15 protein-coding genes are annotated in these 19,992 nt (G+C 67.1%); 5 read left to right on the top strand and 10 right to left on the bottom strand.

Annotated features, from left to right (window positions below; translation table 11 throughout):
* Positions 1-136: 136 nt before the first annotated feature.
* Positions 137-916 (bottom strand): TetR/AcrR family transcriptional regulator, encoded by a 780-nt coding sequence (locus PKKP23_RS24440; RefSeq protein ID WP_126878781.1) that lies wholly within the window; start codon positions 914-916, stop codon positions 137-139.
* 291 nt (positions 917-1,207) lie between these two features.
* On the opposite strand from PKKP23_RS24440, the gene PKKP23_RS24435 reads away from it, so the two are divergent.
* The 4 genes from PKKP23_RS24435 to PKKP23_RS24420 all read left to right on the top strand — a co-directional run bounded on the left by PKKP23_RS24435 (position 1,208) and on the right by PKKP23_RS24420 (position 7,066).
* Positions 1,208-2,389, top strand: coding sequence for an isovaleryl-CoA dehydrogenase (locus PKKP23_RS24435; RefSeq protein ID WP_126878780.1), 1,182 nt, complete (start codon positions 1,208-1,210; stop codon positions 2,387-2,389).
* A 68-nt stretch (positions 2,390-2,457) separates the two neighbouring features.
* Positions 2,458-4,065 carry a carboxyl transferase domain-containing protein gene (locus PKKP23_RS24430; protein WP_017775461.1) on the top strand — a complete coding sequence of 536 codons (1,608 nt, stop codon included), beginning with the start codon at positions 2,458-2,460 and terminating at the stop codon, positions 4,063-4,065.
* Between the two features lie 61 nt (positions 4,066-4,126).
* Positions 4,127-4,915: an enoyl-CoA hydratase/isomerase family protein gene (locus tag PKKP23_RS24425; protein WP_126878779.1), complete on the top strand. Its 789-nt coding sequence runs from the start codon at positions 4,127-4,129 to the stop codon at positions 4,913-4,915.
* Positions 4,916-5,041: 126 nt separating this feature from the next.
* Positions 5,042-7,066, top strand: coding sequence for an acetyl/propionyl/methylcrotonyl-CoA carboxylase subunit alpha (locus PKKP23_RS24420; RefSeq protein WP_126878778.1), 2,025 nt, complete (start codon positions 5,042-5,044; stop codon positions 7,064-7,066).
* A 103-nt stretch (positions 7,067-7,169) separates the two neighbouring features.
* Here the strand turns inward: PKKP23_RS24420 and PKKP23_RS24415 are convergent, their stop codons facing one another.
* The 5 genes from PKKP23_RS24415 to PKKP23_RS24395 form a co-directional block, all read right to left on the bottom strand.
* Positions 7,170-7,961 (bottom strand): phosphate/phosphite/phosphonate ABC transporter substrate-binding protein, encoded by a 792-nt coding sequence (locus tag PKKP23_RS24415; protein ID WP_126878777.1) that lies wholly within the window; start codon positions 7,959-7,961, stop codon positions 7,170-7,172.
* Positions 7,962-7,979: 18 nt separating this feature from the next.
* Positions 7,980-9,065 carry a fatty acid desaturase gene (locus tag PKKP23_RS24410; protein WP_126878776.1) on the bottom strand — a complete coding sequence of 362 codons (1,086 nt, stop codon included), beginning with the start codon at positions 9,063-9,065 and terminating at the stop codon, positions 7,980-7,982.
* Positions 9,066-9,348: 283 nt separating this feature from the next.
* Complete coding sequence (locus tag PKKP23_RS24405; RefSeq protein ID WP_233411910.1) at positions 9,349-10,533, bottom strand: PAS domain-containing sensor histidine kinase; 1,185 nt, start codon at positions 10,531-10,533, stop codon at positions 9,349-9,351.
* Between the two features lie 122 nt (positions 10,534-10,655).
* On the bottom strand, positions 10,656-11,555 hold the full coding sequence (locus PKKP23_RS24400) for a DMT family transporter (RefSeq protein ID WP_126878774.1): 900 nt from the start codon (positions 11,553-11,555) through the stop codon (positions 10,656-10,658).
* A gap of 245 nt (positions 11,556-11,800) precedes the next feature.
* A complete protein-coding gene (locus tag PKKP23_RS24395; RefSeq protein ID WP_126878773.1) occupies positions 11,801-13,246 on the bottom strand; it encodes an NAD-dependent succinate-semialdehyde dehydrogenase in 1,446 nt (481 codons plus the stop codon).
* A 252-nt stretch (positions 13,247-13,498) separates the two neighbouring features.
* On the opposite strand from PKKP23_RS24395, the gene PKKP23_RS24390 reads away from it, so the two are divergent.
* Positions 13,499-14,812: an Nramp family divalent metal transporter gene (locus PKKP23_RS24390; protein ID WP_126878772.1), complete on the top strand. Its 1,314-nt coding sequence runs from the start codon at positions 13,499-13,501 to the stop codon at positions 14,810-14,812.
* A 185-nt stretch (positions 14,813-14,997) separates the two neighbouring features.
* Here the strand turns inward: PKKP23_RS24390 and PKKP23_RS24385 are convergent, their stop codons facing one another.
* The 4 genes from PKKP23_RS24385 to PKKP23_RS24370 all read right to left on the bottom strand — a co-directional run bounded on the left by PKKP23_RS24385 (position 14,998) and on the right by PKKP23_RS24370 (position 19,866).
* Complete coding sequence (locus tag PKKP23_RS24385; RefSeq protein ID WP_126878771.1) at positions 14,998-16,719, bottom strand: lactate permease LctP family transporter; 1,722 nt, start codon at positions 16,717-16,719, stop codon at positions 14,998-15,000.
* A gap of 155 nt (positions 16,720-16,874) precedes the next feature.
* Positions 16,875-18,329, bottom strand: a complete 1,455-nt coding sequence (locus tag PKKP23_RS24380; RefSeq protein ID WP_126878770.1) for a LutB/LldF family L-lactate oxidation iron-sulfur protein — start codon at positions 18,327-18,329, stop codon at positions 16,875-16,877.
* Complete coding sequence (locus tag PKKP23_RS24375) at positions 18,326-19,090, bottom strand: LutC/YkgG family protein (protein WP_126878769.1); 765 nt, start codon at positions 19,088-19,090, stop codon at positions 18,326-18,328. The genes PKKP23_RS24380 and PKKP23_RS24375 overlap by 4 nt, the downstream gene beginning before the upstream one ends.
* Positions 19,087-19,866 (bottom strand): (Fe-S)-binding protein, encoded by a 780-nt coding sequence (locus PKKP23_RS24370; protein WP_126878768.1) that lies wholly within the window; start codon positions 19,864-19,866, stop codon positions 19,087-19,089. The genes PKKP23_RS24375 and PKKP23_RS24370 overlap by 4 nt, the downstream gene beginning before the upstream one ends.
* Positions 19,867-19,992 lie beyond the last annotated feature (126 nt).

Raw genomic sequence — 19,992 nt, 5'->3', positions numbered from 1 at the left:
GGTCAGCTTTGCGCCCGGACTAGCGTGGCCAGCGCCCAGGCGCCCCCGGCCACGCTAGCCGCCAGGCGCCGCTACGGCAGACGAGGCGCAATCGGCACGATCGGCCGCTGGGGCGGCACCCCGTCACCCGCACCGCTCAATCCTCCCGCGCCGCTGCCGCGCCGTCGCCTTGAACGCTTGCCCGTCCGGACTGGGCCGCCCGCGCTGCCTCCAGCCGCTTCGCGGCTTCGCCCACCTCCTGGCTGAACTGCACGAGCGCCGCGACTGCCACGTCGGGTGGCTGCAAGGCGGCCCAGAGCACATCGATGAGCCGCTCGGCGGTGGTTTCGATATCGATGCGGCGGTTCGCCAGCGTGGCGTCCCACAGCACATGCTCCATCGGCCCGAACACGAGCGAGCGCAACAGCCGCAGCGGCATGTCGGAGCGCACCTGTCCACCTTGCTGGCCGCGCGCGAGCACGCGCATGAGCGGCGCCGTGTAGCGGCGTTGCAGGTCCGTGAGCGCTTCGGACAGATCGTGGTGACGTGTGCGGCCTTCGGAGAGCACCAGCGCGCACAGACCCGTGCCGTTCACGAGCATGAGCCGCAAATGCGTACGCACGATGAACGCAAACTGCTGGCGCACGGTGCCGTCGCGCGGCAGGCCTGTTTCGATGGCGTCGATGATTTCGTCGTACCAGTCGCCGATCACGCGTGCGCATAGCTCCCGCTTGCCGCGAAAGTAGCTGAACACGGTGGCCTCGGAAATGCCGAGCCGCTGCGCGATCTCCGCCGTGGTGGCGCGTTCGTAGCCTTTTTCCGAGAACACGTCGCGCCCGGCCTGAAGAATTTCCTTCACGCGCTGCTGCGACTTGCGTCCGGCAGGCTGCCGGCGCGAAGCGGGCGAGGGCTGGGCGGCTGGGGTGGCGGGCGACATATGAGTAAAGGTCACTTTTAGATAGGCAGTTCAGGCGGATGCGCGCGACTATCTGCGAAGGATAGCCCATGTTACAGGCCTGCGGAGATTGATCAAGAAATCTGAGTCTGGCTCAGAAATACCTATTGACGTATACGTAAATGTGGCGTGAAATTCGCGTTGACCGGCGCGCTCAACGTGCGCCCCAAGCGCCCCAAGCGCCCCAAGCGCCCCAAGCGCCCCAAGCGCCCCAAGCGCCCCAAGCGTCTTTACGGCGTCTTTGAGCGCCCTCACAAATACCAGGAGACATCGATGACCAACGTGCCCGGCCTGCAATTCCCGCTCGGTGAAGAAATCGAAATGCTGCGCGACAGCCTGACGAGCTTCGCGGCGAAAGAGATCGTGCCGCGCGCCGCCGAAATCGACCGCACCGACCAGTTCCCGATGGACCTGTGGCGCAAGTTCGGCGACCTGGGCGTGCTGGGCATGACGGTCTCCGAGGAATACGGCGGCGCGAACATGGGCTACACGGCCCACATGGTCGCGATGGAGGAAATCTCGCGCGCGTCGGCGTCCGTTGGGCTTTCGTACGGCGCGCATTCGAACCTTTGCGTGAACCAGATTCACCGCAACGGCACCGAAGCGCAGAAGCGCAAGTACCTGCCGAAGCTGGTGTCGGGCGAGCACGTCGGCGCGCTCGCCATGAGCGAACCCAACGCGGGCTCCGACGTGGTGAGCATGAAACTGCGTGCCGACCGCAAGGGCGACCGCTACGTGCTGAACGGCACGAAGATGTGGATCACCAACGGCCCGGATTGCGACACGCTCGTGGTCTACGCGAAGACCGACCCCGAAGCGGGCGCGCGCGGCATGACGGCGTTTATCGTCGAGAAGGGCATGAAGGGCTTTTCGGTGGCGCAGAAGCTCGACAAGCTCGGCATGCGCGGCTCGCACACGGGCGAACTCGTGTTTCAGGACGTGGAAGTGCCCGAAGAGAACATCCTCGGCCAGGTGAACGGCGGCGTGAAAGTGCTGATGAGCGGCCTCGACTACGAGCGCGCCGTGCTGGCCGGCGGCCCCATCGGCATCATGGTCGCGGTGATGGACGCCGTGGTGCCCTACATCCACGACCGCAAGCAGTTCGGCCAGTCCATCGGCGAATTCCAGCTCATCCAGGGCAAGGTGGCCGACCTCTACACCACGCTCCAGGCTTGCCGCGCGTATCTCTACGCCGTGGGTCGTCAACTGGACACACTGGGCCGCGAACATGTGCGTCAGGTACGCAAAGATTGCGCGGGCGTGATTCTCTACACCGCCGAAAAGGCCACGTGGATGGCCGGCGAAGCCATCCAGATTCTGGGCGGCAACGGCTACATCAACGAGTACCCCGTGGGTCGCCTGTGGCGCGACGCGAAGCTCTACGAAATCGGCGCCGGCACGAGCGAGATTCGCCGCATGCTGATTGGCCGCGAGTTGTTCGCGGAAACGATGTAACGCGCTACCGAACAAGGCGCGACCTGACAACAGGCACTCAAACAGCAACCCAGCGGAAAACTCACGCGATGCCGATCATCGAAACGAAGCTCAATCCGCGCTCGGACGACTTCCGGGCCAATGCGGCGGCGCTCGAAGCGCTCGTGGCCGACCTGCGCGAGAAGGTGGGCAAGCTTGCGCTCGGCGGCGGCGAGGCGGCGCGCGACAAGCATGTCTCGCGCGGCAAGCTGCTGCCGCGCGACCGGATCGCGCAACTGCTCGATCCGGGCACGCCGTTTCTCGAACTCTCGCAGCTCGCGGCGTACGGCATGTATCACAACGATGCGCCGGGCGCGGGCATCATCACGGGCATTGGCCGCATCGCGGGCCAGGAATGCGTGATCGTCTGCAACGACGCCACCGTGAAAGGCGGCACCTATTACCCGGTCACGGTGAAGAAGCACGTGCGCGCGCAGGAAATCGCCGCGGAAAACCGGCTGCCGTGCGTCTATCTGGTGGACTCGGGCGGCGCGAATCTGCCGAACCAGGACGAAGTGTTTCCCGACCGCGACCACTTCGGCCGCATCTTCTACAACCAGGCGAACCTCTCGGCCGCGGGCATTCCGCAGATCGCCGTGGTGATGGGCTCGTGCACGGCGGGCGGCGCCTACGTGCCGGCGATGAGCGACGAGTCGATCATCGTAAAGAACCAGGGCACGATTTTTCTGGGCGGCCCGCCGCTCGTGAAGGCCGCGACGGGCGAGGAAGTGAGCGCCGAAGACCTGGGCGGCGGCGACGTGCACACGCGCCTCTCGGGCGTGGCCGACCATCTCGCGCAAAACGACGCGCATGCGCTCGCGATTGCGCGCAGCATCGTGGGCAACCTGAATCGCTCGAAGGCGGCCGGGCTCGCCTTGAAGCCACCGGTGCCGCCGCGCTTCGACGCAAAGAGCCTCTACGGCGTGATTCCCGCCGACACGCGCAAGCCCTTCGACGTGCGCGAGGTGATTGCGCGCATCGTGGACGACTCCGCCTTCGACGAATTCAAGGCCCGCTACGGCACCACGCTCGTCACGGGCTTCGCGCACATCTGGGGGCACCCGGTGGGCATCGTCGCGAACAACGGCATCCTTTTTTCCGAGTCGGCGCTGAAGGGCGCGCATTTCATCGAGCTGTGCTGCCAGCGCAAGATTCCGCTCGTGTTCCTGCAGAACATCACGGGCTTCATGGTGGGCCGCAAGTACGAGAACGAAGGCATTGCGCGTAACGGCGCCAAGATGGTGACGGCCGTGGCCACGGCGAAGGTGCCGAAGTTCACGGTGATCATCGGCGGCTCGTTCGGCGCGGGCAATTACGGCATGTGCGGACGCGCTTACTCGCCGCGCTTTCTCTGGATGTGGCCCAACGCGCGCATCTCTGTGATGGGCGGCGAGCAGGCCGCGTCGGTGCTCGCCACGGTGAAGCGCGACGGCATCGAGGCGAAGGGCGGCGCCTGGTCCGCGGAAGAAGAAGAAGCGTTCAAGCAGCCCATTCGCGATCAATACGAGCGCCAGGGGCACCCGTACTACGCGAGCGCGCGCCTCTGGGACGACGGCGTGATCGATCCGGCGCAAACGCGCGACGTGCTGGGTCTCGGCCTTGCCGCCGCGATGAACGCGCCCGTGGAAGAGACGCGCTTCGGCGTCTTCCGCATGTGATGGCGCATGTAATGGCGCATGTGACGACGCATGTGACGACCGATCTGACGGAGAAGCGGCGATGCAATACGAAACTCTCGGCGTAACGTTCGCGGGCCACGTGGCGACGGTCACGCTGAACCGTCCCGACGTGCGCAACGCGTTCAACGAGAAGATGATCGCGGAACTCACGGCCGTGTTCGGCCTGCTCGACACGCGCGCCGACGTGCGCGCCGTCGTGCTCGCGGCCAACGGCAAGGCGTTCTGCGCGGGCGCGGACCTCAACTGGATGAAGAAGATGGCCGGCTTCTCCGACGAGGAAAACCGTGCCGACGCGCTGCGCCTCGCGCACATGCTGGCGGCCATTTACCGCTGCCGCAAGCCCGTGATCGCGCGCGTGAACGGCGACGCCTACGCGGGCGGCATGGGGCTGATCGCGGCATGCGACATCGTCGTGGCCGCGGAAACGGCGCGCTTCTGTCTCTCCGAAGCGCGGCTCGGGCTTATTCCCGCCACCATCGCGCCGTACGTGATCCGCGCGCTCGGCGAACAGGCTGCGCGGCGCTACTTCACCACGGCCGAGGCGTTCGACTGCGCGACGGCGCTGCGCCTCGGTTTCGTCGGCGAAGCGGTGCCCGAAGACCAGCTCGACGCCACAGTCCAGCAGATTGCCGATTCGCTTGCCACCAACAGCCCGAATGCGGTGCGCGAATGCAAGCGACTCGTGCAGGACATGGCGGGCCGCAGGATCGACGAAGCGCTGATCGAAGACACGGCCGCGCGCATCGCATGCATTCGTGCGAGCGAAGAGGGCCGTGAAGGCGTGGCGTCGTTTCTCGAAAAGCGCACGCCGGCGTGGCGCGCGGGGTGAGAACCGCCAGACCTTTCATGGCGCAGCGAAATCACTGAACCCACACGGCGCGGGCGCCACGCGAACCCCGCGTCGAAACCTCACAACAACACCAGGCAGCACGACCCTGCTCCAGCGAGACAGCTCATGTTCAACAAGATCCTGATAGCGAACCGTGGCGAGATTGCCTGCCGCGTCGCCGCCACGAGCAGGCGGCTCGGCATCGCCACCGTCGCCGTGTATTCGGATGCCGATGCCGGCGCAAAACACGTGGCCGCCTGCGACGAGGCGGTGCATATCGGCGGGTCGGCTGCGGCCGAAAGCTATCTGCGCATCGAACGCATCATCGAGGCCGCGCGCGCCACGGGCGCCGAGGCGATTCATCCGGGCTACGGCTTTCTCTCCGAGAACGAGGACTTCGCGAGCGCCTGCGAGCGGGTCGGCATCGTCTTCATCGGGCCGCCGGTGGAAGCCATTGCCGCGATGGGATCGAAGGCGGCGGCCAAGGCGCTCATGCATGCGGCGGACGTGCCGCTCGTGCCGGGCTACCACGGCGATGACCAGGACTCGGCGCTGCTGCAGCGCGAAGCGGACCAGATCGGCTACCCCGTGCTGCTGAAGGCCAGCGCGGGCGGCGGCGGCAAGGGCATGCGCGTGGTGGACCGGCACGAGGACTTCGCGGCGGCGCTCGCGTCGTGCAAGCGCGAGGCGGCGGCCAGCTTCGGCAACGATCGCGTGCTGATCGAAAAGTATCTGACGCGTCCGCGTCACGTCGAAGTGCAGGTCTTCGCAGACCGCCACGGCCACACCGTCTACCTGTTCGACCGCGACTGCTCGGTGCAGCGGCGCCACCAGAAGGTGCTCGAAGAAGCGCCCGCGCCGGGGCTTGCCGCCGACGTGCGCCGTGCCATGGGCGAAGCGGCGGTGGCCGCGGCGCGCGCGGTGGGCTACGTGGGCGCGGGCACGGTCGAGTTCATCATGACCGGCAGCGGCGCGTTCTATTTCATGGAAATGAACACGCGCCTTCAGGTCGAGCACCCGGTCACGGAAATGGTGACGGGCCTCGACCTCGTGGAGTGGCAACTGCGCGTGGCGGCCGGCGAGCCGCTGCCGCTGCGCCAGGACGCACTGACGTGCACCGGCCACGCCATCGAGGCGCGCATCTACGCCGAGCATCCGGCGCGCGGCTTTCTGCCTTCCACGGGCACGCTCAAGCATTTGCGCATGCCGCAGGGTGCGGCGTTCGCGCTGGGTACGGCGGGCGAGCGCGCGGCGGTGCGCATCGACAGCGGCATTCGCGAAGGCGACACCATCACGCCGTTCTACGACCCGATGATCGCAAAGCTGATCGTCTACGGCGCCACGCGCGACGAGGCGCTGGCGCGTATGAAACGCGCGCTCGAAGCGTGCGAGGTGGTGGGGCCGCATACCAACGTCGAGTTCCTGCAGCGCCTCGTCACGAGCCATCCGTTCATGACGGGCGAACTCGATACGGGCCTGATCGAACGCCATGCCGATTCGCTGTTCGGCGTGCACGAGAAGCCCGTGCGCGAAGCACTGGCGCTGGCCTGCGCGGCGTTGCTCTCGCGCGAAGGCGGCATGCCGCAGGGCGGCTCGCCGTGGGACGCGCTGTCGCACTGGCGGGTCAACGGCGCTTACACGCAAAAGCTCGCGTGGCGCGATCCCGAATCGGAGGCGGCGTTCGACGTCGTCTTCTCGCGCGACGGCGACACGCAGACGCTGCATTACGGAGGCAAGAGCGAGTCGTACCGTTGGTGGCGCGGCGAGGGCGCGCACGAGTACGGCGCGACCATCGGCGACGGCGTGGCCGAAAGCCGTGCGTCAGGCCGCGTTTTCGCCGACGGCGACGTCTTCCACGTGTTCTGTAACGGCGCGGCGCTCGCATTCGAGTGGCAGAACCTGCTCGCCCACGCGGCGGACGCCGAGCACGGCGAAGGGCGCCTGACCGCGCCGATGCCGGGCAAGGTGATCGCGGTGCTCGTGGAGCCCGGCGCGATAGTGGAGAAGGGCGCGCCGCTCATCGTGATGGAAGCGATGAAGATGGAGCACACCATCGGCGCGCCGGCTGCCGGCAAGGTTACCGAAGTGCTCTACGGCGTGGGCGATCAGGTGGCCGACGGAGCGCAGTTGCTGGTGATGGAAGCCCAGTGAACCGGACGCGGTACCGGCGGCCCGGCGCGTTTGCGTCGGGCGGGCTTTCGTTCCAGCCGGTCGCGACGCATCCGCATTGCGTTGCTTCGGAACCCCTTTCGCGTCACGCGAGGTGCGGATAGCCGGCTGCTTCGGCCTCTCGCGCAAGCGTCACGATGCGATCGTAGGCATTGGCGGCCGGCACCGAAAAGCCCTTTAGACGCAGGACCCGCGCGCGGTTGGGGTCGGCTTGCAGGGCGATGTCCAGCGCACCGCGCAGACGCTCGAGCAACGCCGCAGGCGCCGTGCGCGCGGCCACGAGCGGCAGCCCCGGTGCGGGCGCGGTCCAGCCGATGCTGCGCACCGTCGCGGCGAGCGCCGGCAGGCTGTCCTGCACGAAGGCGAAGGTCACGCAGTCGATGGCCGCCACGTCCGCGCGGCGTTCCCCCAATGCCTGCAACGAGCCGAGGTGCGATCCCGTTTCCAGCACTTCGCGGAAGAAGCGGCCGTCGCGCGCGAGCGGCGCAACGGCGTGCCGGAACAGGTTCATGCCGCTGTTCGAATCGTCCTGATTGAACGCGGCGCGCGCACCGCGGCACGCTTCGAGCGACCGGTACGGCGCGTCGGCGCGCACCACGAGCAGGCTGCGGTAGTGGAGGCCGTCGCAGCCCGGTGCGTCGAAGTGCGGCGTCGCGACCACCTGCACGGTATCTGCAAGCGAATGCATGAGCGGATAGCCGCATGTCTGCGAGAGCAACAGGCGGTCGTCGCGCCAGAGTGCGTAGAGGTCATCGTCGCGCGCTTCGATGCGTGCGCCCGGCGCTGCCACGCGCAGCGTATCGGCGAGCAGCGCGCGCCAGTGCGAGGCCAGCGCGGGCGTGACGTTGTACATCGGCAGCGATGCAATCCAGTTCATGCGGGCGATTCTGGCACATCAGCCTGCGAGCCGCGCCGGGGTGTCGTTGGCCGCCGGCGCCGGGCCATGAACGGATGGCGCCGGTAGGCGTTCGTGTAAAAGCGCAGGCGCAGGCGGCGCGCCGAACGAGAGCGTCTGCGTTTGTGCGGGATCTGGGAACGGACGTACCCCAGGATGCACCGCATGCGCCACGGGCGTCCACGCGTGATGCCGGAACCATTCGCCATAGCCCTTCACGAGAAAGCCGCCGTTGCGCGCGAGGTAATCGTCGCGACGGTCGAGATACACGGCGCGCAGCGCGAACCACGGCACGAACGGCAGGGCGTGATGCACGGCGTGATAGTTGTTGTTCAGAAACAGCAGGCGCCAGAACAGCCCCGCTTCGTTGATGGCCGAGCGCTGTTCATGCGCGTGATGCGGCCGATGCTCGCAAAAGGCCCGCACGGCGGCAAGCGCAAGCGACCCGTAGCCGATCACGAAAACGAAGAGCCACGGCGGAATCGCGCACCGGCGATCGAGCCAGCTCGCGAGCATGGCGAGCGCCGCGCCGTGGGCGAGCCACGCCGGCACGTCGCGATAATCGCCGCGCGCGATCTTGCGAACGGCATCCCCCGCCGTCGCGGCGATCGACCAGGCCGGCCCCGTCAGCACGCGACCGGCCAGGGTATTCCTCGCCATCAACAGCGCGCGAACCAGCGGCGACGCCCGACGCCAGGTGTTAGCCGTCACGAACCAGCTTTCGGGGTCCGCGCCGGGATGCGTGAGATGCGGATCGTCGTGATGCTGCAAATGCGAGTCGCGATAGATCGCATAGGGAAACCACACGGCGAGCGGCGCGCACCCGATGATCGCGTTGACACGGCGCCAGCGTGTGGGGTGGCCGTGCAGCAACTCGTGCTGCAGCGACGAATACCCCGCACCGAACACAATGAGCAGCACGGTTGCGAGCGGCAGGCCGAGCGCGGCGGCGTGCAGCGCGGTGCCGAACCATCCGCCGTAAATGACGACGATGGCGAGCCACGTCGGCCAGCGCGTGCGCCAGGTCCAGCTGCGGGCAAGGCGCGCGAGCGCGTCGCGCTGATCGGTGTCCAGATAGTTCGCCATGCCGCCGATCCTACGGACCGCACGGTGCACGCGGAACCAATTCGTTGCGCAAAGCTTTTGCGCGAGTGAAGAAAAAGCAAATGACGGGAGACGTGAAAAGCCGGGAAAGCAGACCGGAAAACGCAGTTGAAACGTGGTTAAATCGCACGTGGCTAAAGCCTGGTTGCGGCCTGGTTATAGCCGGGTCATAGCTTGGTTAGAGGCCGGTTAAAGCGGCGTTAAAGCGACGTTAAAGCGCAATCGAGAACAGCGACCCGGCGCGAGGCGAATGAAAGCCTCGCTGTCATTCGTCCTGTGCTGACCCCACCGCCGCAAGCGGCAGACTCACGGCGAGCCGGAAACCGTTGCCCGGCGAGGTATCCACGAAGACGTCGCCGTCCAGCAGCCGCGCGCGCTCGCGCACGCCGAGCAGGCCAAACGAGCGTTCCTTGCGTTGGGCATCGGGCGCCATGCCGACGCCGTCGTCGGCGATCCGCAAACTGCATTCGTTCCCGGACGCAACCAGTTCCACGTGCGCATGCTTCGCGTGAGCGTGGCGCGCCACGTTCGTGAGCGCCTCCTGGGTCATGCGGAAAATTGCGGTGGCGGCAACTTCGCTGAACGCGACATCGTCGGCGTCGAAGTGCAAGGTGGCCTGCACGCCGTAGCGGCGCGTGAAGTTCTCCGCCATCCATTCGAGCGCGGCCTGCAAGCCGAGGTCGTCGAGTATGGGCGGACGCAGGTCGGACGCGATGCGCCGCAGCGCGGCGGCCATGCCGTCCATCTCGCCTGCGAGGTCGGCCAATGCGGCGCGCGTCTGCCGGGCCGGCGCATCGTCGCCCAGTTGACCTTCCAGCAGCGCGATGCTCATTTTCATGGCCGTGACGCGCTGGCCCAGGTCGTCGTGCAATTCGCGTGCAATGCGCGTCTGCTCGCTTTCCCGCACCTGGTCGATGCGGGCCGAGATCAGCCGCGCGTGTTCGAGTTCTTCGAGCCGCCTGCGCTCGGTCATGTCGCGCGTCACCTTCGCGAAGCCGAGCAGGTCGCCCGACGCGTTGCGCACAGCCGTGATGAGCACGTTGGCCCAGAAGCGCGAGCCGTCGCGGCGCACGCGCCAGCCTTCGTCTTCGACGCTGCCTTCGGTTGCCGCCGTGCGTAGCTCACGCTCGCACTTGCCGGCGGCAACGTCCTCTTCGGGATAGAACACGGAGAAGTGGCGGCCCACGATCTCGTCGGCGCGATAGCCCTTGATGCGCTGGGCGCCCGCGTTCCAGGTGGCAACCGTGCCGTCGGGAGCGAGCAGGAAGATGGCGTACTCGCGCACCGTCTCGACGAGGATGCGGTAACGCTCGTCGACGGGAACCCTGGCCGCCGTGGCAACCGGGTCGTTCGACTCAGACGCTTTGTTGGTGGGGCTCAAATGCGTCACCTCGCAAAAAGCGTTGTTGCACGGGCCTGCGAGCGCGACTCGCGTGGCTGCGCGGGTCATAAAAAGCGTTATATCAATTCCCTTCGCGCTATTCCAGTAGACAAATCGAGCAGAACCCATGCCTGAGGGAAGAAGCCTTTACCCTCGGGCATGTGTCCATTCGCCTTGCATGTGTTCGCGCGTCAGAACTGCGGTCCTTCGGGCGGCCGCCTGCGAATCGCCACGGCAATCGAGCTGCCCACGATCAACGCGATGCCGGCGAGCGACACCACACCAATTGCCTCGCCCCACGCCACGTAGCCAAAGAGCGCGGCCCACGCCACGCTCGTGTAGTTGTAGGGGGCGAGCACGCTCGCATCGGCCTCGCGGAACGCCACGGTCATCAGGTACTGGGCGACGGTGGCGAACGCACCCAGCAGCGCCATGACGGCGAGGCCATCCAGCGTGGGCGCACGCCACGAGAACGGCAGCGACGCGCCCATCACCACGGTGCCCACCGACGTGAAGAAGAGCACCGTGAGGGCGGAATCGTCGCGTGCGTGAATGCGCTTGATCTGGATGATCGAGAGCGCGCCGCACAGCGCACTGCACAGCAGCAGCACCGGGCCGAGCCAGCTCGACTGGCCGCCACCCGGCCGCACCACGAGCAGCACGCCCGCAAAGCCGACGAGGGCGGCGAGGGCGTCGCGCGCCGTCAGCGGTTCTTTAAGGAGAAACGGGGCAAGCACGATGACGAGCAGCGTTTCCGAGTACGCAATGGAGACCGCTTCGCCGAGCGGCAGATACGGCAGGCCCGCGAAGAACAGCGCTGACGCGCCGAGCAGGGTGATGGCGCGGATGGTCTGCCCGCGCACGTCCATGCTTCTGAGCCGCACGGAGAGCGGCGTGCCGCGCATGCAGAGCGCGAGTGCCGGAACGAGGCCGAACAGCATCCGGAAGAACGTCACCTCGTTGGCCGGGTAGGCAAGCGCCACGAACTTGCCGAGCGCATCGACCACGGCGAAGCAGAACATGGACGCCAGCACGAGCGCGATGCTGCGCAGTGGGACGGTACGCGCGGATGCGGTGGCGATGGGCGGCATAGGCAGACGGAGTGGGCGGGCGGCAGTGGAGGGCAGGTTCGATCTTATCGCTTGCCGACCGTGCGCTGCGGCTCGCGATTGCGCGCCTCGTCGAGGCAAACGTGCAACGGGGAAAGAACGGGAGGACAAAAGAAAAGCGCCGCGTTTTTGTTCGCGGCGCGCGGTGTTCGTGACATGCGATGACATGGCCGCCCCGAAGTGGAGCGGCGTGTCATCGCGTATTCACATCGGCAAAGCCGCAGGCGTCAGACTGCAGCCACCGTCACCGACTTCGTCACGAGATACGGCTCCAACGCTTCCGGGCCGCCTTCCGAGCCATAGCCCGAGTCCTTCACGCCGCCGAACGGCATCTCCGGCCACGGCGTGGCGGGCTGGTTGATCCACAGCATGCCCACTTCAAGCCGCTGCGTGAGCAGATGCACGTTGCGGAACGAGCGCGTGAACGCGTAGCCCGCGAGGCCGTACGGCAGGCGGTTCGCTTCGGCGATGGCCTCTTCGAGCGAATCCACGCCGCGAATCGCCGCGATGGGGCCGAACGGTTCGTTGTTGAAGACGTCGGCCGTGAGCGGCACGTCGGTCAGCACCGTGGGCGCGAAGAAGTTGCCGTCGCCCGCAAGACGCTCGCCGCCCGTCGCAACGGTGGCGCCTGTCGCGCGTGCGTCTTCCACGACCTTCGCCATCGCCGTGAGGCGGCGCGCGTTCGCGAGCGGCCCGAGCTGCGTGCCGTCGGCAAGGCCGTCCCCCACTTTCAGACCTTCCGCATGCTTGACGAGCGCCCGCGCGAACTCTTCACGCACGCTGTTGTGCACGAGAAAGCGCGTGGGCGAAATGCAGACCTGGCCCGCGTTGCGGAACTTCGCGCCGCCCGCTGCCTTGACTGCCAGTTCGATGTCCGCGTCTTCCGCGACGATGACGGGCGCGTGACCGCCCAGTTCCATCGTGGCGCGCTTCATGTGCTGGCCCGCGAGCGCGGCGAGCTGCTTGCCCACGGGCGTGGAGCCCGTGAAGGTCACTTTGCGGATGACCGGATGCGGAATCAGATAAGCCGAGATTTCAGCGGGGCTGCCGAACACGAGGCCCACCACGCCGGCGGGCACGCCCGCATCGACGAACGCGCGCAGCAGTTGGGCGGGCGACGCCGGGGTTTCTTCGGGCGCCTTCACGAGGAACGAGCAACCGGTGGCGAGCGCGGCGCACAGCTTGCGCACGACCTGATTGACCGGGAAATTCCACGGCGTGAACGCGGCGACCGGGCCCACCGGCTCCTTCACGACCATCTGCTGCACCGAAAGATTGCGCGGCGGCACGATGCGGCCGTAGGCGCGGCGGCCTTCGTCCGCGAACCATTCGATGATGTCCGCCGCGGACATCACTTCGATACGCGCCTCGACAACCGGCTTGCCCTGCTCCTGGGTCATGAGGCGCGCGATGGTGTCGGCACGTTCGCGCACGAGCGCGGCTGCCTTGCGCATGGTGGCCGCGCGCTCGTGGGCGGGCACGTTGCGCCACACTTCGAAGCCGCGTTGCGCGGCCGCGAGCGCACGATCCAGATCCGCAATGCCGGCGTGGGCCACCGTGCCGATGACCTTGCCCGTTGCCGGATTCACCACGTCGATCGTCTTGCCGCTTTCGGCGTCGCACCACTCGCCGTTGATCAGTAGTTGCGTATCCGCGTAGCCTGAAACCGCCATACCGTATCTCCCGTTCTTCGTTCAGATAAACCGCCCGGCGCGCCGGGACCTGCAGAGCGCCTGCTTGCCGGGGTGTTCGGGACACCGGGCCGGCAGCCGGCGGGCAAACACGCACTTTCGCATAAATCCGGAGTTTCGGCAGGAAGGGCGAAAGGGCCACAAGGCGCCTACCCAGGCTCGCTGTCCCGACCCTGCGTACAATGTGGCCGCACTTCCACGGCTACGGCCATCGACTCCCACGTCCCACCACGCATGCGGCTTCCGACCATCCCCACGGCCCCGTTCTGTCCTTCCGAAGTGAAGGGCAGCATCGTCATCGACGCGGGCGTTTCCCGCTGGACCAAGCTTCGCCGCTTCGCTGGCCCGGGGTTTCTGGTCGCGATCGGCTACATGGACCCCGGCAACTGGGCGACGGATATCGAAGCGGGCTCGAAATTCGGCTACGCGTTGCTGTGGGTCGTCGCGATGTCGAGTCTCGCCGCCATCTTCTTGCAGATGCTCGCCGCGCGCCTGGGTCTCGCCTCGGGCATGGACCTCGCGCAGGCCAGCTACACCCGCTATGGCCCGTTCGGCAAAGTCCTGCAATGGATCACGGCGGAAATTTCGATCATCGCGTGCGACATCGCGGAAGTGCTCGGCTGCGCGCTGGCCTTCAAGCTGCTGCTGGGCGTGCCCGTCGCGTGGGGCATCGTGCTGACCGCGCTCGATACGATGATCGTGCTCGGCTTGCAGGGCAAAGGCTTTCGGCAGGTGGAAGCGATTGTGCTCGCGTTGATCGGCACCATGATGTTCTGCTTCGTCGCCCAGCTCGCCATGGTGCCGCCTGACTGGCACGCGGTCGCGCGCGGCCTCGTTCCGGGCGCGCCCCCGCACGACAGGAAAGACGCCATCGTGCTCGCGCTCGGCATCGTGGGCGCCACGATCATGCCGCACAACCTTTATCTGCATTCGTCGGTGGTGCAGACGCGGCGTGTAGTGGGCGGCGTGCGCGGCGACGTGCATGAGACGCTCGCGCTGGTGCGCGTCGATACGTGGGTGTCGCTGCTGGTCGCAATGCTCGTGAACGCGGCCATCCTGATACTCGCGGGCGCCGCGTTTCATGCCACGGGCCAGACCGGCGTGAACGACATCGAGCAGGCCTACAAGCTCATTACGCCGATCGTGGGCGGCGGCGCGGCATTGCTGTTCGGCCTCGCGTTGCTTGCCTCGGGTCAGAGTTCGACGCTCACGGGCACCATCGCGGGCCAGGTCATCATGGACGGCTTCATGCACGTGAAGATTCCGTGCTACCAGCGTCGTCTGATCACCCGCGGTCTTGCGCTCGTGCCGGCGCTGATCGGCGTGCTGTGGCTGGGGGACGGGGCGGTCGGACAGTTGCTGGTCTGGAGCCAGGTGCTGCTCAGTCTGCAATTGCCTTTCGCGATGTGGCCGCTCATTCGCTCCGTGAGCGACCGCGCCGTGATGAAGGATCACGCAATCGGTCTGCCCACGCAGATTGCCGCGTGGGTGCTCTTTGCGGTCATTACGGGGACGAACCTGATGCTGATTGCCGGCGTGGCGGGGTAGCGCGGCGACGGGTCCGCTTCAAAGCTTCAAAAGGACGAGGTCCGGTGGCGTGTGGCACCGGGCCTCGTTCGTTTTCCGCTGCTCCGAAGGCCGTGTCCAGGTGGCCGCATCGGGGCGACCGACCTGGAGGCGGCCAACCCGGAGGCGGCCACCGCCGGTGTCCAGGCAGACACCCGACAAGACCGTCAGTGCGGAATCATCCCCGTCAGCACATAAGCCTGCAGCAGCGTGATGACACCTACGATTGCCGCAAAGAACAGGCTGTGCCGCACGGTGAACCGGAACAGCGACGCTTCCTTGCCGACGAGACCCGTTGCGGCGCAGGCCACCGCGATGGACTGCGGCGAGATCATCTTGCCGCTCACGCCGCCCGACGTATTCGCTGCGACCAGCAGCGTGTTCGATACGCCGATCTGATGGGCAGTCGTGTTCTGCAACGACGCGAAGAGCGCATTCGACGAGGTGTCCGAGCCGGTCAGGAATACGCCGAGCCAGCCGAGGAACGGCGAGAAGAACGGGAACGCGGCGCCCGTTGCGGCGAGGGCGAGGGCGAGCGTCGACGAGATGCCCGAATAGTTCGCGACGAACGCGAAGGCGAGCACGAGGCCGATCGACAGCACCGGGCGGCGCAGTTCGCCCACGGTCGCGAAGAACGTGGCGACGGCGGCGCGAGGCTTCATGCGCAGCAGAACGATGGAGATGAGCGCTGTCAGCAGGATCGCCGTGCCGGTTGCCGAGATCAGGTCGAGCTTGAACACGGCGTCGAAGGGCTTGGCCGACGAGACGATGGGCGCGGTGCGGATCACGAGCTTGTCGAGCGCGGGCACGTGAATGCTCAGGATGGTTCCGGCGAGCGCGCCCTTCGCGGCGAACAGCGCCTTGAACGTCTTCGTGCTCCAGACGGTGACGATCGCGGTCAGCAGCAGGAACGGCGCCCATGCGCGCACGGTCTGCGCGGCCGAGTACGGCGACGCCTTACGCGAGCCGGTGCCGAATGAGGCACCAGCGGACGCATCACCACCGAAGCCACCACCCAGCGCCGCGGCGCCGCCGCTCATGCCGAGGGACGAAGCCGCCGCAGCGCCCGCGCGGCACGGCTGCCACACCTTCAGGAACGAGGCGAGCGCGACGAGACTGACGAGCGACGACGTGATGTCCGGCAACTCGGGCCCGATGTGGTTCGACGTGAAGTACTGCGTGACGGCGAAGCTGCCGCCCGCGACGAGCGCCGCGGGCCACGTTTCCTTGACGCCGCGCTTGCCGTCCATGATGAACACGAGCCAGAACGGTACGAACACCGAGAGCAGCGGCAGTTGACGGCCCGCCATCGCGCCGATCAGGAACGGATCGATGCCCGTCACCTGGCCCGCCACGATGATCGGAATGCCCATCGCGCCGAACGCCACCGGCGCGGTGTTCGCGATCAGGCACAGGCCCGCGGCATACAGCGGCTCGAAGCCGAGGCCGACCAGCAGCGCGGACGTGATGGCGACCGGTGCGCCAAAACCCGCTGCGCCTTCCAGGAACGCGCCGAACGAGAAGCCGATCAGCAGCAGTTGCAGCCGCTGGTCGTCGGTGATCGAGAGCACCGACGCGCGGATGATGTCGAACTGGCCCGTCTTCACGACGATCTTGTACAGGAACACCGCGGTCACGATGATCCACGCGATGGGCCACAGGCCGTATGCAAAGCCGAAGCCTGCCGATGCGAGCGCCATTTTCACCGGCATGCCGTACTCGAAGATCGCAACGGCGAGCGCGAGCAGCAGCGTGATCGCGGCCGCGACGTGGCCTTTCAGCCGCAGTCCCGCGAGCGCGATGAAGAAGAACAGGATGGGAATCGCCGCAATGGCGGCGGACAGCCACAGGCTGCCTGATGGGGTGTAGCTCTGGGTCCAGGGTTGCACAGGGTCTCCTCCCGAAGGGATGGTTCAGAAATCGTGGGATCGTGGAAATCGTGGATGACGCGCCGCGTTCTCCGGCGGCTCGCGTGAAGCAGGCGGCCCGCGCACGTCCGTCGCGATCGACGGGGTGCGCGAGCCGCACATGGATCAGGTGTCTGCTACTCCGGTTGGCCGCGTTCGCGCAGTAAGTCATGCAGGCTGCGCGGCGCGGGTGTGAGCGGTGTGCGATGGCGAGTCCAGCCCATCTGCTGCGAGGGCGCGAATGCGCGCAGACGCGTCGCCGCCCAGCGCAGCACACGAAACGCGCGCGGATGCGCGAACGCGCCGCTCCAGAAGCGCCATACAAATTCTTCGCCGCGACTGTGACGGGCGCCCTGACCGCGCAGCGGATGCGCCACCGCCTCATCCGGCGCGCGGTTCGACTCAGTGCGCAGGCGCACGAGCAGTTGCGGAATCGGAATGCGCACCGGGCACACCTCGCCGCATGCGCCGCACAGGGTCGACGCGGTGGGCAGGTCGGCGGTGGCGTCGAGGCCGAGCAGGTGCGGGGAAATGATTTTTCCGATCGGCCCGGGATAGGTCGTGCCATACGCGTGGCCACCGATGCGCGTATAGACCGGGCAATGGTTCATGCACGCGCCGCAGCGGATGCACTGCAGCGTTGTGCGCAACTCTTCGTCCGCGTAGGCCTGGCTGCGTCCGTTGTCGAGCAGCACGACGTGCACCTCGCGCGGGCCGTCGAGTTCGCCCTCGCGGCGCGGGCTGCTGATGAGGTTGAAGTACGTCGTGATCGGCTGGCCTGTTGCTGAGCGCGTGAGCAGGCTCGACAGCGGCACGATGTGTTCGAGCTTCGCGACCACCTTCTCCATACCCATGATGGCGATGTGCACGTCAGGCACGGTGGTCGAGAGGCGGCCGTTGCCCTCGTTTTCCACGAGCCACAGCGTGCCGGTGTCGGCGGCCGCGAAGTTCACGCCTGAGAGGCCGATGTCCGCGTCCACGAACGCGCGACGCAGCGCGCGCCGGCCCGTCTGGATCAAGGCGTCCACGTCTTCCGTGTAGGGCGTGTCCGGAATGTGCTCTTCGAACAGATGCGCGATGTCGCTCTTCGTCTTGTGGATGGCCGGCATCACGATGTGCGAGGGCTTTTCGCCCGCCATCTGGACGATGTATTCGCCCATGTCCGACTCGATGCAATCGATGCCGCGTTCGGCGAGGTAATGGTTGAGTTCGATTTCCTCGCTCGCCATCGACTTGCCTTTGACGATGCGCTTCGCCCCGTGCCGCTGCGCGATCGCGTGGACGATGGCGTTGGCGTCGTCCGCGGTCTCGGCCCAGTGCACCTGCACGCCGTTGGCACGCAGCTTTGTTTCGAGCTGTTCCAGCAGTTCGGGCAAGCGCGCAAGTGCGTGCTGGCGTACGGCCTCGCCGAGGTCGCGCAGGTGTTCGAGTTCGTCGGCCTCGGGGAACTGCGCGCGCCGCTTGCTCTGCAGGAAGTCCATCGCGCCGCGAAAGCTCTTGCGCAACTGCGGGTCGTCGAGCGCGGCGCGGGCGCGCGCGCGGAAGTCGGCGCTCGGCACGAAATGCAGCGGGCTTTCGTGGGTGGTGCTCATGCGGCGGCCTCGTCGGTCACGATGACGACCCACAGCGCACGCGGGCCGTGTGCACCGTAGGCGAGGGTCTGCTGGATGTCCGAGGTCTTCGACGGCCCCGAGATCATCACCAGATTGGTCGGCATGCCGTCGCGCCAGCGTTCGGTAGCCACGGCCGCATGCAGGTCGAGGTGCAGCGTGTTGGCGTGAATCAGCGCGACGTGCAGCGGCGGCACGAGCGACACGGTGCGCGGCGAGCCGGCGTCCGGTTCGACGATCAGTGTGCCCGTGGCCGCGATGCCGGAGCGCACGACGGTGAAGCCCGCGTCGATGGTTTCGAAGAGTTCGTCCTTCCAGGCTTCGATGGGCCGCGCGTACGACTGCGCCGCGACGCTGTCGGGCAGCGCGCGCACAAGCGCGACGCCTTCCGCGCGGCTCGGGTCGATCAGCACGCGCCGCACGCCCGCCGCCGCGAGCCGGCGCGCGAGTTCGGCGGCCCAGGTGTCGGCGCTCGCCCGGAATACGTCGGCGTGCGAGGCTTCGAGCATCTGCTGGAAACGGTCGAGGCGGGCTGGCTGGGAATCGTCAGCATCGTCAGCACCCGGGCGACGGGTCGCGTAATGCGCGTCGATGCGACTATCGATCGAGCCGGCGGTCGATGCCGCCGAGGCAGGTGCGCTCGCGCGCAGCCGGTCGAGAATGCGTGCGCGGGCGCGGTTCGATTCGCCGGCCGCATTCGGCCGCGCGGACACGTCGTGCAACGTCGCGGGAGCGCGGCTCATGCTGCGTTCTCCTTGCGTTGCGTGCGACGCCAGAGAAACGACGCGAGGTGCTCCACCTTCAACGGCGCGTTTTTGTGCGCGGCCGCGTGACCGATGTTCAGCAGGCAGCCGCAGTCGGCGGACACCAGCCGTTCGCAGCCGGTCGCACATGCGGATGCGAGCTTGTCTGCCACCATCGCGCCGGAAATGTCCGGATGTTTCAGCGAGAACGTGCCGCCGAAGCCGCAGCATTCGGATTCGCGCTCGTGCTCCACGCGCGTCACGCCCGGCAGCGAATCGACCAGTTCGACGCCGTGCTCGCGCGTGCCCATTTCGCGGCGCGCGGCGCACGAGGTGTGCAGCACGACGCGCTCGTCGGCGCCGGCGCCTGCTTCGCTGAAATCGACCTTCAACACGCGCAGCAGGAATTCGCCCAGTTCGTAGACGCGTTCGGACAGGTCGCCCACGAGCGCCGCCTGCGGGTCGTTCTCGAACAGACGCGGCCAGTGGTGCCGCATCATGCCCGCGCACGAACCCGACGGCACGATGACCGGCCACGGGTTCGCGAACAGTTCCAGTTGCGCGCGCGCGACTTCGCGCGCCTTGTCCGGGTAGCCGCTGCTATACGCGGGCTGTCCGCAGCAGCTCTGGTTGCGCGGGAAGTGAACCGTCACGCCTTCGCGTTCCAGCAGGCACACTGCGTCGACGCCGGCCTCGGGCACGAACAGATCGACGAGGCAGGTGCCGAACAGATAGACGTCGGCGGGCGGGGTGGCGGGGTAGAGCCGTTCCTTCATGAGTCGCTGATATCCGGTTTCGTGCCGCGGCGGGGCGGCGGGGACTGTGGCGCATCATTCTCTGTTCCGCCATTTGGGACAAACTGGTTGGACCACTGCTCAAAATCGCGGCACAATGGCGACCTT

This window comes from Paraburkholderia kururiensis JCM 10599 = LMG 19447 (genome assembly GCF_003986935.1).
In the GTDB taxonomy this organism is placed as follows: domain Bacteria; phylum Pseudomonadota; class Gammaproteobacteria; order Burkholderiales; family Burkholderiaceae; genus Paraburkholderia; species Paraburkholderia kururiensis.
The sequence above is the reverse complement of the archived record's forward strand: the minus strand, read 5'-3'. Positions and strand labels throughout refer to the sequence as shown.

What these genes read in the sequence shown, in the direction of transcription:
- PKKP23_RS24425 (WP_126878779.1), top strand. Translation starts at nt 4,127, where the DNA reads ATGCAATACGAAACTCTCGGCGTAACGTTCGCGGGCCACGTGGCGACG.
- PKKP23_RS24375 (WP_126878769.1), bottom strand. Translation starts at nt 19,090, where the DNA reads ATGAGCCGCGCTCCCGCGACGTTGCACGACGTGTCCGCGCGGCCGAAT.
- PKKP23_RS24370 (WP_126878768.1), bottom strand. Translation starts at nt 19,866, where the DNA reads ATGAAGGAACGGCTCTACCCCGCCACCCCGCCCGCCGACGTCTATCTG.
- PKKP23_RS24440 (WP_126878781.1), bottom strand. Translation starts at nt 916, where the DNA reads ATGTCGCCCGCCACCCCAGCCGCCCAGCCCTCGCCCGCTTCGCGCCGG.
- PKKP23_RS24420 (WP_126878778.1), top strand. Translation starts at nt 5,042, where the DNA reads ATGTTCAACAAGATCCTGATAGCGAACCGTGGCGAGATTGCCTGCCGC.
- PKKP23_RS24400 (WP_126878774.1), bottom strand. Translation starts at nt 11,555, where the DNA reads ATGCCGCCCATCGCCACCGCATCCGCGCGTACCGTCCCACTGCGCAGC.
- PKKP23_RS24435 (WP_126878780.1), top strand. Translation starts at nt 1,208, where the DNA reads ATGACCAACGTGCCCGGCCTGCAATTCCCGCTCGGTGAAGAAATCGAA.
- PKKP23_RS24390 (WP_126878772.1), top strand. Translation starts at nt 13,499, where the DNA reads ATGCGGCTTCCGACCATCCCCACGGCCCCGTTCTGTCCTTCCGAAGTG.
- PKKP23_RS24410 (WP_126878776.1), bottom strand. Translation starts at nt 9,065, where the DNA reads ATGGCGAACTATCTGGACACCGATCAGCGCGACGCGCTCGCGCGCCTT.
- PKKP23_RS24415 (WP_126878777.1), bottom strand. Translation starts at nt 7,961, where the DNA reads ATGAACTGGATTGCATCGCTGCCGATGTACAACGTCACGCCCGCGCTG.
- PKKP23_RS24405 (WP_233411910.1), bottom strand. Translation starts at nt 10,533, where the DNA reads ATGACCCGCGCAGCCACGCGAGTCGCGCTCGCAGGCCCGTGCAACAAC.
- PKKP23_RS24395 (WP_126878773.1), bottom strand. Translation starts at nt 13,246, where the DNA reads ATGGCGGTTTCAGGCTACGCGGATACGCAACTACTGATCAACGGCGAG.
- PKKP23_RS24380 (WP_126878770.1), bottom strand. Translation starts at nt 18,329, where the DNA reads ATGAGCACCACCCACGAAAGCCCGCTGCATTTCGTGCCGAGCGCCGAC.
- PKKP23_RS24430 (WP_017775461.1), top strand. Translation starts at nt 2,458, where the DNA reads ATGCCGATCATCGAAACGAAGCTCAATCCGCGCTCGGACGACTTCCGG.